This is a genomic window from Variovorax sp. CF079, assembly GCF_900101545.1.
Taxonomy (GTDB): domain Bacteria; phylum Pseudomonadota; class Gammaproteobacteria; order Burkholderiales; family Burkholderiaceae_C; genus Variovorax.
In genome coordinates, this window is record NZ_FMZU01000008.1 from 258,751 (window position 1) to 271,047 (window position 12,297).

Here is a 12,297-nt window from a genome sequence, read left to right on the forward strand (position 1 = left end):
GTTGCGCACCTGCGCGGCCTCTTCACGCCTCTTCACGCGAAATCGCGGGAGGCCGGTCGACGCCGTGTAGGGCCAGCACTACATGGATGTCGGCTTGGCGTGCCGTTCGGCATATAAGGCGAGCTCGACGTCGTTCTTGGTACCGGTCTTTTCGAGGATGCGCGCACGGTAGGTGCTGACCGTGTTGGGCGCCAGGCCGAGCTGCGCACCGATTTCGCTCACGGTCTGCCCGGCCGTGAGCAGGCGGAACACCTGGTGCTCGCGGTGCGAGAGTGCCTCGGCGCCCAGCGCCGATGCATTGCCGACGGCGGCCGCCAGCGCCTCGGCCGTGGCGGCTGACACATACCTGCCGCCGGCCGCCACCTTGCGCACCGCGCCGACCATGTCGTCCGGATCGGCGCTCTTGTTGAGGTAGCCGGCCGCGCCCAGCTTGATGCAGCGCACGGCGTACTGCTTCTCGGGGTAGGTGCTGAGCATCAGCACCGGCAGCGCGGGCCACTGTTTGCGCAGCGCCTGCAGCACGTCGAGGCCGTCGCGCGCCGGCAGCGCGATGTCGAGCAGCACCACGTCCAGGCCCTGCGTGCCGCCGAGCGCGGCCACGCTCTCCAGCACCTCGGGGCCGGTCTGCGCCTCGGCCACGACCAGCATCTCGGGCACGCCGTTCGACAGGTCGCCCAGCACCTGCTTCAGGCCTTCGCGCACGATGCGGTGGTCGTCGCCGATCAGCACGCGGATGTCTTTTGGCTTCGTCACAGCGGCATCTCCAGCTGGAACACGCTGCCGGCGCCGGGCTCGCTCTCGATCTCGATGCGCCCGCCGAAGTGGCGTGCGCGCTCGCGCATGCCGAGCACGCCGTAGGCGGTGGCAGCTTCGAAGACATGGGCCGGAGCGCCGATGCCGTTGTCGCGCACGGCGATGCGCAGCAACGACGCATCGGCCTCGATGCGGATGTCGAGCCGCGAGGCTTTCGCATGGCGGCCGACGTTGCTGAGCATCTCCTGGAAGATGCGGAACACCGCGATCGCCGCCGGTTCGGGCAGCTCGATGCCGGGCTGCACCTCCATGTGCCAGGCCAATTCGAGCTCGGCCGACTGCACGAACTCGTGCGCCTGCCATTCGAGCGCGGCCCACAGGCCTTGGTGATCGAGGATGCTGGGCCTCAAGTCGGTGATGATGCGGCCGACGTTGTCGACCGCGCGCTCGATCAGCCCGCTCATGTTCTGGCACTTGCCGCGCATGAGCGTGCGCATGTCTTCGGCGGCTGCCGGGCTGCGCTCCTGCTGTTCGCCGAGACGCTTGCCGATCCAGTTGACGTCCATCTTGAGCGCCACCAGCAGGCTGCCGAGTTCGTCGTGCACCTCGCGCGCGATGCGCGTGCGCTCGTCCTCGCGCACCTTGTCGAGCCAGGCCGAGAGCTCGCGCAGCTTGGCCAGCGCGTCGCTCAACTCGCGCGTGCGCTCGTCGACGCGCAGGCCCAGCTCGTCCTTGGCCTGCTGCAGCGCCTCGGCCGCGCGGCGGCGCTCGGTGATGTCGACGAAGGTGATGACGGCGCCGCGCACCTGGGCGCCGTCCACGATGGGGTGGCTCGAATACTCGACCGCGAAAGCGCTGCCGTCGGCGCGCCAGAACACCTCGGTGTCGATGCGGCAGGGCAGGCCGCGGCGGAAGGCGTTGAAGATCGGGCAGTCGGTGTCGGCGTAGTGCGAGCCGTCCGGGTGCGAGTGGTGGGTGAGCTCGTGCATGTTGCGGCCCAGCACCTCGGCCTGCGCGTGACCGAGCATCTGCGCGCCGGCACGGTTGATGAACATGCAGTGGCCGTCGAGGTCGATGCCGAAGATGCCCTCGCCGGTGGACTCCAGCAGGAGCCCGAGCTGGTGCTGCCAGAGCGGGTGGCTGGCCGGTGTCGGCAGGACGGGTGTCTCCATGCACCAGATGCAAGCAACAGGCGTGCCGGGTTGGTGCACCCCGATAATCGACACCCAACGCCATTCACGACCAAGGAGACCTCGCGTGCCCGACCTTTCCCGGATCACCTGCATCGAAGACCTGCGAGTGATCGCCAAAGAGCGCGTGCCGCGCATGTTCTACGACTATGCCGACTCCGGCTCCTGGACCGAGGGCACCTACCGCGCGAACGAAAGCGACTTCCAGAAGATCAAGCTGCGCCAGCGCGTGGCCGTCAACATGGAAGGCCGCTCGACGACGAGCACCATGATCGGCCAGGAGGTCGCGATGCCGGTGGCCATCGCGCCCACGGGGCTGACCGGCATGCAGCACGCGGACGGCGAGATCCTCGGCGCGCGCGCGGCCAAGGCCTTCGGCATTCCGTTCACGCTCTCGACCATGAGCATCTGCTCGCTGGAAGACATCGCCGAGCACACCGACCGGCATCCCTTCTGGTTCCAGCTCTACGTGATGCGCGACCGCGACTTCATCGAGCGGCTGATCGAGCGCGCGCGCGCCGCCAACGTCTCGGCGCTGCAGCTCACGCTGGACCTGCAGATCCTCGGCCAGCGGCACAAGGACATCAAGAACGGCCTCACTGCGCCGCCCAAGCCCACGCTCGCCAACCTGATGGACCTGGCGACCAAGCCGCGCTGGTGCATGGGCATGCTGGGCACCAAGCGCCGCACCTTCGGCAACATCGCGGGCCATGCGAAGGGTGTGAAGGATCTGTCGTCGCTCTCGTCCTGGACGGCCGAGCAGTTCGACCCGACGCTGAGCTGGGCCGACGTCGAGTGGATCAAGAAGCTCTGGGGCGGCAAGCTGATCCTGAAGGGCGTCATGGATGTGGAAGATGCGCGCCTCGCGGCCTCCAGCGGCGCCGATGCGCTGATCGTCTCGAACCACGGCGGGCGCCAGCTCGACGGCGCGCCCTCCTCCATCGAGGCGCTGCCGGCGATCGCCGAGGCGGTGGGCACCGAGATCGAGGTCTGGATGGACGGCGGCATCCGCAGCGGCCAGGACGTGCTGAAGGCGCGCGCGCTGGGCGCCCGCGGCACGCTGATCGGGCGCAGCTTCCTCTACGGCCTGGGTGCCTTCGGCCAGCCCGGCGTGACGCGCGCGCTGCAAATCATCCAGCGCGAGCTCGATCTCACGATGGCGTTTTGCGGCCGCACGCAAATCGACGAGGTGGATTCGAGCATCCTGCTGCCGGGCACGTTCTAGGGCCTGTTAACAGGCCCTAGCGCACCGGCACGCGCGATTCGAGCGGCGGGCTGCGGTAGTCGGGCTTGAAGCGGCAGCGGTCCTTGCCGCCGTCGTTGAAGGTGGGCTCGAAGGCGGCGCAACGCGTCGCCAGCGAAGCCGGCGTGGGCTTGTCGCCCTTGTCGATCCAGTCCACGAGCGCCGCGAACAGCGCAGGGTATTCGGGCTCGCTCAGATAGCTGTGCTCGGATTCATCGCTGAAGCTTTGAACCAGGCGGTCGTCGGTGCCGGCGCTTTCGCGGATCGCGCGGTAGGCACTCTCCAGTTCGACGAAAGCGGTCGGGTCGTGGATCGCGTGCAGCGTGAGCGTGGGGAGGGTGGTGCGGCCGGTGGGCCGGCTGTCGCTCGCGAGCGCGCCCTGCGCCTGCGGATCGGCCGCATAGCGCAGCACGCCGGCATTGAGCGCCGCATCGTCGACCGAGCCCTGGTAGACGACGCCGACATTGCCGAAGGGATTGCGGCCGCCCAGGCGATCTTGCGCCAGGTCCTGGAACAGCCAGGTCGCCCAGTTGAGATGGCCGACCAGCGTGCGCTCGGGAATCTTCACCACCGAGAGGATGGTCTTCAGCCGCGCCGCCTGCTCGGGCGAGCGCCGCGCGGCCGGCATGCCCACGCCGGTGCAGGCCTTCACGCGCTCCGCGAGTTCGGCGCGCGTGAGCTTCGAATCCTTCGGCAGGCCCATCCACAGCGGGTACTGCGGCTCCTCGGGTTTCGGATGGTTGCGGCAGACGTACTGGTAGACCACGCGCAGGTCGAGCCGGAACTCATAGGCGCTGTTGCCGCCGCCGAGCACGCCGTTGGTCAGCAGCACGCCGTCGTAGGGACCCGGCTTGCCGTCGACCTGCGCATAGAGCTCGGCCGCCTTCGAAGCCACGGCGCCGCCGTAGCTCTGGCCGTGCAGCAGCGTGCGGCGCGGTGCGCCGAAGTGCGCAACGAAGAGCCCGCGCAGGCGCTCGGTGTCCTCGGCCGCCATCGTCACGCCGTAGCCGCCGCGCCGGTAGGTCGAGCCGGCCCAGGCATAGCCGGCATTCACCGTGACGGCCCAGCGCTCCAGGTCCTTCCGGCTGCGCTCGAGCGCCGGCGGGCCGGTCTCAGGGCCGCCGTGCGCATGCATGACCAGCACCTTGTTCCAGTCGCGCGGGATCGCGATCCAGTAGAAGGCGCCGGCGCCGTCCTGGCCGGTGTAGCAGCGCGCGGTGCTCGGCACCGGGGCCGGGCAGCTCGCCGGCGCCGGCGATGCCGCGTGGGTGGCCCATGCAGCCGCGAGGCCGACGAGCAGGACGAGGATCGCTTCCTTTTTCTTCATCAATGCCGCACTCCGAGTTCCAGCGCCGCGTTCGAACCCGAGGTGGACACGAAGCCGAGGACGCCCTGGTTGAAGATGAAATTGCCGGGGCGTCCGGCATCGGCCTGCACGACGCCGACCACGGGCGTGTCGTAGCCGAGCACGGCGGCCGCGCCGCCCAGGTTGAAGCTGCTGCCTGCGACGGTGGCCTCGCGGGTTTCGCCCTGCACGCTGGCAACGGCGTAGACGCCGTCGGCCGCACCGGGGGCCAGGCTCTGCTGGATCGCCAGCAGGCGCATGCCCTGGTTGGCCGTCGACTCGCGCACCAGGTGCAGCGGCACCGCAGCGCCGTTGACCAGGCCGATCACCATCGAGCCGCTGAGCGTGCCGCCGGTGGTGGTGGCGCCGCCGGTCGGCGAGGTGGTGTAGACGTCGAAGGCGCCGCGCGCGGCGGTCCAGCTGATGTAGCCCTTCTCGGTCTGGGTGCAGTTGGGGTCGTAGATCATGAAGCGGCCGGTCACCGGGTCGCGGCAGTACTGGAAGGTACCCGCATTGCGCAGCCGCACGGCCGCGGCATGGGCCGCGGTGCCGCCCGTGCCCTGCTGCACGCCGACCGCGTTGAAGATGTTCGCGACCGGGTTGAACACGGTCGGCGTGGCGGCGTTCTCGAAGGTGTTGCGGAAAGCGACGAGCGGCAGGAAGCTGCTGCCCGCGGGCGCCGCCACGCCCCCCTGCAGGACGCCGCCGGCGGCGAAGCTGAAGACCGCGCCGTTCTCGGTGCTGCCGTAGCTGCAGTTGCCCTGCGCGATCAGCGTGCCGCTGCGCTGCGTGCCGGCCGCGCGCTGCAGGCTGGCATCGATGGTGACCGTGTAGGCCATCATCGACGGATCGACGAGCACGTCGAGCTCCTCGCCCGAACTGTTGCCGCCCTTGTAGTGCGTGGCCGCGGCCGGCAGATTCGGACAGGCGAGCGGGTCGCCCGCTTCCTGCACGCAGCTGTAGTTAATCGCCGCATCGAGGCTGCCGCTGCCGCGGTACTTGGGCCAGGCCGGGAACTGGCACAGCGGCCGCGTGCGGCCGAAGCTGCCGGCCACGCTGTCCATCGCCACGCCGGTGGCCGGCGCCAGGCCGCCTTCGACCCAGCCTTCGAGCGCCGCGAGCGAGTCCCAGGCCGGGATGAAGACGCCGGTGCCGTGACCCATGCCGGGCACTGTGTAGAAGCGCACGCCGCGGTCCACCGCGTCCTGGCCGACGGTGGCGATCAGCTGCTGGTAGTAGTCGATGGTGGAATTGGGACTGATCACTTCGTCGGCCAGCCCGTGCAGCAGGATCAGCCGTCCGCCGCGCGAGAGGAAGGGTCCGAGCTGCGGGTTGGTGGCGTCGGTGATCGCCGACACCTCGGTCACGCGCGCCGCATAGGGGCCGGGGTCGAGCGGATCGAAGCCGAGCGAGTCGAAAGCCTCGATGCGCGTGACGAAGAACTTCACCCACTGGTCGCCGGTGACGTACATGTTGGCGTCGGCCGAGGTCGCGGGGTTGGCAGGCACGGGCCGCGATCCGAGGTCGCGCGTGGTGTAGGGCCCGGCCACGAGCGCGCCTTCGAGGATGTTGTAGCCGCCGGCGCGGCGCACGCCGTTGGCGAGCGCATAGCTGGTGAAGACCAGCGGCGACTCGATCGCGCGGATGCTCGCGAGCTGCGGGTCGGAGAGGCAGCCATCGCCGTTGTCGGTGCCGCCGCTGCAGCGCAGCGAGGCCAGGATCTGCGTGTTGAGCTGGCGGCAGCTCTCGACGTTGCTCACGATGCCGTCGCTCGCGCCGTCGAGCCGGTCGCAGGCCTGCAGCACGGTGCGCTGCACCAGCAGGGTCTTGGCGACGTTGACCCAGCCCGCGCCGCCATTGGCATAGAGCGCGCGGCCCACCGCCACGTTCGACAGGCGCGTGCCGCTGTAGTTGAGCGCCGGCTCGTTGGCGATCACACCGTCATAGTCGCCGGGCCAGCGCTGGATGTAAGCCAGCGCGTCGCGCCCGCCGGTGGAGGTGCCGAGGAAGTAGGCCTTCTTCGGCTCGCTGCCGTAGTGCGCGCGCGCCAGCAGCAGCGCGACGTCATGCGTCTTCTTGAGCGACTGGCCGCCGTAGTTGGCCAGCGCCTCATCGTTGGCGGCGAAGCGGCCGTCGGTGATGCTGCTGCTCTGGTGGCCGGAGTCGTCGCCGAAGGTCGCGTAACCGAGCGCCAGCGGCGCGGGCTTGCCCGGCGGGCCGAAGCGGATGGTTTCGGTGCCGTCGATCAGGCGGCCGTTGAAGCCGCCGCCGCCGAAGTGAATCACCTTCTGGTTCCACTGCTGCGGCAGGTTGACGGCGAAGTTGATCGCCGGCGCGTTCGGGTCGACCGGCTGGATGCTGCCGCGCACGCGGCAGTGCGCGCCGAGCACATTGCCGGGTTCGTTGGCCGCCACCTCGACGGCGGAATTCACGGTCGCATCGCCTGTCGCCAGGCCGATCTGCGCCGCGGCCAGGCTCATGCCGGCCAGTGAGGCGCAGGCCACGCGCGGCGTGATCGGGCCGGGCGGCGTGACGGGCGGATCGGTGTCGGCGTCCGAGCTGCCGGGCGAGCTGGCCGGCGGATTCGAGAAGCCGGCGAAACCGGCGTTGCCGCCGCCGCCTCCGCCGCAGGCGGAAAGAAGCAAGGCGAGGCCGAAAGCGATGAAGGTGCGAAAGCGCGAGAGGCGCATGGGTATGTCTCCGGAATGAGGCCTCATGGGGGCCTCTTGGCTGGGGCACCGAAGATGCGCGACGCCTGACCTAGCGTCAAATAAAATAACAAGCCTTGTTCAATACGAAAAAAATATGGAGATAAGAGCACTTCGCTACTTCGCGGCCGTGGCCGAGACCGGCCACATGACGCGCGCGGCCGAGCAGTTGGGCATCCAGCAGCCACCGCTCAGCCAGCAGATCAAAGGGCTCGAGCGCGAGCTCGGCGTGGCGCTGTTCCGGCGCCATCCGCGCGGCATGGCGCTGACCGATGCGGGCCGCCAGTTCCAGGCCGAAGCCCTGCGCATGCTGCAGGACATGGAGACGGTGAAGCAGCGCATGGCACGCGTCGCGAAGGGGCAGGAAGGCGTGCTCTCGTTCGGCTTCACCAGCTCGGCGGCGGCGCACCGCTTCATGCCCGATGCGCTGCGCGCCTTTCGCCGCAGCCACCCCGGCGTGGAGCTTCGGCTGCGCGAGAACAATGCCGCCGAACTGACCGAGGCGCTGGCCGCCGGCCGATTGCATTGCGGCCTGCTGCGCGTGCCGGTGGCGCGGCCCAAGGGGCTCCGGTTCGAGATGCTGCTGCGCGAGCCGGTGCTGGTGGCGATGCCGCGCGACCATCGCTTCGCCGGTGCCGGCGAGGCGGGCGCGCCCCTGTCTCTCGCGCAGCTGTGCGAGGAAGACATGATCCTCGTGCGGCGCCCCGGTGCGCCGGGGCTGTACGCGGACCTGCTGGCGCTTTGCAACGCGCAGGGTCTCAGCCCGCGCGTGGTGGCCGAGGTGGACCGCATGATGACCAACCTGAACCTGGTCGCCGCCGGGGTCGGGCTGTCGGTGGTGCCGGCGTCGATGGGCGGCGTGCATCCGCACGCGATCCGCTACGGCCCGTTGGCCGGCAGCGAGCGGCTCGATGCGCCGCTCACGCTGGTGTCGCGCGAGGACGAGGACAACCTGCCGGCCCTGCATTTCGCCGCGCTGCTGCGCGAGCTGGCCGCGGCATGACGCACCTGCAGCGCCGCACGCTGGGACGGTGGGGGCTCGCCACGCTGGCAGCGCCCTTCGCTGCACGGGCGGCAACCGCATCCTGGCCGGATCGGCCGGTTCGCCTGCTGGTCGTCTACCCGCCCGGCGGGGTCAGCGACAGCATGGCGCGCGCACTGGCCGAGCCGCTCGCGCAGTCGCTGGGCGTGCCGGTGCTGGTCGAGCATCGCGCGGGCGCGGGCGGCAGCGTCGGCATGGATGCATTGACGCGCGCGGCGCCGGACGGCCACACGCTCGCCTTCTCGGCCATCAGCCCGCTGACCCTGCAGCCGCTGCTCGCGCGCGTGCGCTACGACCCGCTGCGCGCGTTCACGCCGGTGGCCAGCGTGATGCGCACGCCGGTGCTGGTGGTGGGCACACCGGCCTTCGGCGGCCGCGACTTCGACGAGATGATCGCGCTCGCGCGAGCGCGGCCGGGGGCCGTGCGCTGGGCCAGCTCGGGCGTGGCGACCATCGGCCACATGGTGCTGGTGCAGGTGCGCATCAGGAGCGGCGCCACGATCACGCACATCCCCTACCAGGGCGGCGGGCCTCAGCTCAACGACGCGCTGAGCGGACAGTTCGAGGTGCTTTCGACCAACGTGGCCGCGCAGCAATTGCAGTACATCCAGGCCGGCCGCCTGCAGGCGCTGGCGGTGGGCGCGCCGGCGCGGCTCGATGCGCTGCCGCAGGTGCCGACGCTGGCGGAGCTCGGCTTCGCACAGGCCAACCTGGCGTCGCTGTTCGGCATCTTCGCGCCGGCACGCACGCCGGACGCGGTGGTACGGCGGCTCAATGCCGAGATCAATCGTGCGCTGGAGGGCAGCGTGCTGCGCGAGCGGCTTCGAGAAGCGCACAACCTGCCGGCCATCGGCAGCGTCGACGCCTTCGCGCGCGAGATCGCGCTCGACCGGCAACGCAACCAGGCACTGGTGGCCGGCCACGCGGCCTTGTTCGAATAAGGCTTCAGTCCTCGGCGGCCCAGAGCGTCGGGTATTGCGAAACGAAGCCCTCCGGCGTGACCACCAGCATGCTCTCGTAGTCGAAGCGCGGCGCCTGGTACCAGTATTCGCTGTCTGCGCGCCGCTCGTAGGTCTGCATCAGCGGGCCGAGGCTGTCGTCATCGAGGTCGAGCCAGGCCGCCGGCGCCTGGGCGCTCTCGCCGAGCTTGAGGTTGAGGCGTCGCAACTGCACGAGGTTGGTGGCAGGCGTGAAGCCGAAATCCAGGTCCGTGCAATGGGCCAGACCAGGCACCACCTGGTCGTTGAAAGACCATTCGCCGTTGCTGCCACGCGCGATCGCGAAGTCGACGGCCGCAGAACCGATCCAGCCGCGCACGCGGCCCCATTGCGCATGCCACGCGTTGTCGCAATGCAAGCGATAGTCCAGCCGCACGGGCCGGCCGTCCTCGTTGCGGAACACCGCGGCGCCGTCGAGCTGCCACCCGTTGCCGTGCTTTTCGAGACGGCAGGCGTCATGGCCGGGCAGGTCGAGCCGGCGCCAGAACATGGTGGCAACGATTTGCATGGCCATGATGATGTCATCGATGCCCCTCGCGCACCAGCACCCGCGCCGAAGCGTTCAAAATCGGTACCGTGACAGCCGCCCCGATCCGCCGCATTGCCCACCTCGACATGGATGCGTTCTACGCCTCAGTGGAATTGCTGCGCTATCCGCAACTCAAGGGATTGCCGGTGGTGATCGGCGGCGGGCGGCGCAAGGTCGACGAAGCGATCCGCAATCTGCCCGAGGGCGGCACGCTGGCCGACATTCCGGTCGAGGCCTTTCCGCTGCTCAAGGACTATGCCGGCCGCGGCGTGATCACGACCGCGACCTACCCGGCGCGCCAGTTCGGCGTCGGCTCGGCAATGGGACTCATGAAGGCGGCGAAACTGTGTCCGCAGGCACTGATCCTGCCGGTCGACTTCGACGAGTACCGCAAGTATTCGCGCAGGTTCAAGCAGGTGATCGCCGAGATCGCGCCGGTCATGGAGGACCGCGGCGTCGACGAGGTCTACATCGACTTCACGGAGGTGCCGGGCGGCCAGCGCGAGGGCGGCCGCGTGCTGGCGCGGCTGATCCAGCGCTCGATCTTCGATGCCACCGGCCTCACCTGCTCGATCGGCATCGCGCCCAACAAGCTCCTGGCCAAGATGGCGAGCGAATTCGACAAGCCCAACGGCATCTCCGTCGTGTTCGAGAGCGATCTGCAGACGCGCATCTGGCCGCTGCCTTGCCGCAAGGTCAACGGCATCGGGCCCAAGGCCGACGAGAAACTCCAGCGCTTCGGCATCCTTACCATCGGCGAACTCGCGGCTCGGGAGCGCGACTGGCTCGTCGAGAACTTCGGCAAGGCCACCGGCGCTTGGATGCACGAGGTGGCCTGGGGCCGCGACGAGCGGCCCGTGGTGACCGAGAGCGAGCCGGTGTCGATGAGCCGCGAGACCACCTTCGACCGCGACCTGCAGGCGGTGCGCGACCGCGCCGAACTGGGCGCGATCTTCACACACCTGTGCGAGAAGGTCGCGGAGGACCTGCAGCGCAAGGGCTACGTCGGCAAGACCATCGGCATCAAGCTGCGCTACGACGACTTCAAGATCGCCACGCGCGACCAGACCATCGACCACTTCACCGCCGACGCGAAGACCATCCGGCGGACCGCCGGACTGTGCCTCAAGCGCGTGCCGCTCGATCGGCCGCTGCGGCTGCTGGGTGTGCGCGTGGGCGCGCTGGTGAAGGCGAACAGTCCCGAGGCTTCTGCGGCCGACGCGCTTCCAAGGGCGGCGAACCGGTCGCGCGGCCTGGCCGATGCGGCGGCGGCTACCGCCTCGCTGTTCTAGGCGTCTTCAACGCACTGGCACGCCGCCCTGCCACTGGAGGTCAGTTCGCGAGGCTGCGCTTGATCGCGAGCGTGATCGCGGTGGCGGGCGCGCATCGCACCCTCGGCACCTGCGGCGTCCCACAGTCGCGCACGGCGCGCGCCAACGGTCTGGTCTACATCAACCCCGAGATGCTCGGTCTGAGCCGGGTGAAGCGCGGCAACAGCTTTCGCTACCGCAACGCCAAGGGCCAGTGGCTGCGCGACGTCGACGAGCTCTCGCGCATCCGGCAGCTGTCCATTCCGCCCGCATACACGGATGTCTGGATCTGCCCGCTGCCGAACGGGCACCAGCAAGCGCCCGCGTCGCGCACGACCTGCAGCCAGGCAGCAAAAGGACGACGCTGGACCGCGAGCTGATGCTGGCCACGCTGGTGCGGCTGCTCGACACCACCTTCCTGCGCGTGGGCAACGAGGAATATGCGAGCAGCAACAGCTCCTATGGCCTCACCACCTTGCGCAACAAGCACGCCGAAATCCGCGGCGCCTCGCTCAAGCTGCGCTTCCGGGGAAAAAGCGGCGTGCTGCACGAGGCGAGGCTCGACGATCCGCGGGTGGCCCGGGTGTTCCGTCGCTGCCAGCAGCTGCCGGGGCAGGAGCTGTTCCAGTACCAGGACGAGGACGGCATGCCGCGCATCCTTTCGTCGACCGACGTCAACGACTACTTGCGCGAGGCCGCCAGCGACAATTTCACAGCGAAGGATTTCCGGACCTGGCACGGCACCGTGCAGGCGCTCGAACTGACACGGCTGGCTTGTTCAGACGTCGATCCGGCGGACGCGTCACCCGCCATGCGCTACAGCGCCAAGGAGATCCTGGGCGTCGTGGCCAAGCAACTCGGTAATACGCCGGCAGTCTGCAAGAAAGCCTATGTGCATCCGGCCGTTCTGGCACTCGGCTCGAAACTGGCAGGCGATGCGGGCGCCATGAACGACATCTGGCAGGAGATCGCCGGCAGAACTAAAAGTGTGCGCCGGCTTCACTCCGCTGAGGCGCGGCTGCTGGCTTTCCTGCATCGGCACTGGTTGGAGTCCAGGCGCGCGCAGAAGGCCGTGCGAGGCGCCCCAAAGCAAAAAGCCCAACCATTTCTGGTTGGGCTTTTTGGGGCTGTAAGAGCCTGACGATGACCTACTTTCACACGGGAACCCGCACTATCATC

General features: G+C 69.3%; 9 protein-coding genes and 1 pseudogene. 5 read left to right on the plus strand and 5 right to left on the minus strand.

Going from position 1 to position 12,297, the window contains the following annotated elements; translation table 11 throughout:
• Positions 1 to 78 precede the first annotated feature (78 nt).
• Both BLS74_RS13270 and BLS74_RS13275 read right to left on the minus strand, forming a co-directional pair.
• Positions 79 to 753, minus strand: coding sequence for a response regulator (locus tag BLS74_RS13270; protein WP_093106809.1), 675 nt, complete (start codon positions 751 to 753; stop codon positions 79 to 81).
• Positions 750 to 1,925 carry a sensor histidine kinase gene (locus BLS74_RS13275; RefSeq protein ID WP_093106811.1) on the minus strand — a complete coding sequence of 392 codons (1,176 nt, stop codon included), beginning with the start codon at positions 1,923 to 1,925 and terminating at the stop codon, positions 750 to 752. Before BLS74_RS13275 ends, BLS74_RS13270 begins: the two co-directional genes overlap by 4 nt.
• 85 nt (positions 1,926 to 2,010) lie before the next feature.
• Here BLS74_RS13275 and BLS74_RS13280 point away from each other — a divergent pair, with 85 nt between their 5' ends.
• The gene (locus BLS74_RS13280) at positions 2,011 to 3,168 is read left to right on the plus strand and encodes an alpha-hydroxy acid oxidase (protein WP_093106814.1); all 1,158 of its coding nucleotides are present in this window, start codon (positions 2,011 to 2,013) and stop codon (positions 3,166 to 3,168) included.
• 16 nt (positions 3,169 to 3,184) lie between these two features.
• On the opposite strand, the gene BLS74_RS13285 is transcribed toward BLS74_RS13280, so the two are convergent.
• On the minus strand, positions 3,185 to 4,513 hold the full coding sequence (locus tag BLS74_RS13285) for an alpha/beta hydrolase family protein (RefSeq protein WP_093106817.1): 1,329 nt from the start codon (positions 4,511 to 4,513) through the stop codon (positions 3,185 to 3,187).
• The gene (locus BLS74_RS13290) at positions 4,513 to 7,221 is read right to left on the minus strand and encodes a tannase/feruloyl esterase family alpha/beta hydrolase (RefSeq protein WP_093106819.1); all 2,709 of its coding nucleotides are present in this window, start codon (positions 7,219 to 7,221) and stop codon (positions 4,513 to 4,515) included. Before BLS74_RS13290 ends, BLS74_RS13285 begins: the two co-directional genes overlap by 1 nt.
• A 115-nt stretch (positions 7,222 to 7,336) precedes the next feature.
• Here BLS74_RS13290 and BLS74_RS13295 point away from each other — a divergent pair, with 115 nt between their 5' ends.
• Entirely contained in the window at positions 7,337 to 8,242 is a 906-nt protein-coding gene (locus BLS74_RS13295) for a LysR family transcriptional regulator (RefSeq protein WP_093106822.1), read from the plus strand.
• Positions 8,239 to 9,222 (plus strand): tripartite tricarboxylate transporter substrate binding protein, encoded by a 984-nt coding sequence (locus BLS74_RS13300; protein ID WP_093106825.1) that lies wholly within the window; start codon positions 8,239 to 8,241, stop codon positions 9,220 to 9,222. Before BLS74_RS13295 ends, BLS74_RS13300 begins: the two co-directional genes overlap by 4 nt.
• A gap of 4 nt (positions 9,223 to 9,226) precedes the next feature.
• On the opposite strand, the gene BLS74_RS13305 is transcribed toward BLS74_RS13300, so the two are convergent.
• A complete protein-coding gene (locus tag BLS74_RS13305) occupies positions 9,227 to 9,787 on the minus strand; it encodes a putative glycolipid-binding domain-containing protein (protein ID WP_093106866.1) in 561 nt (186 codons plus the stop codon).
• A gap of 107 nt (positions 9,788 to 9,894) precedes the next feature.
• Here BLS74_RS13305 and BLS74_RS13310 point away from each other — a divergent pair, with 107 nt between their 5' ends.
• Both BLS74_RS13310 and BLS74_RS13315 read left to right on the plus strand, forming a co-directional pair.
• Complete coding sequence (locus tag BLS74_RS13310; RefSeq protein ID WP_093106828.1) at positions 9,895 to 11,100, plus strand: Y-family DNA polymerase; 1,206 nt, start codon at positions 9,895 to 9,897, stop codon at positions 11,098 to 11,100.
• Between the two features lie 149 nt (positions 11,101 to 11,249).
• Positions 11,250 to 12,259, plus strand: a pseudogene (locus BLS74_RS13315) (DNA topoisomerase IB).
• Positions 12,260 to 12,297: the final 38 nt, after the last annotated feature.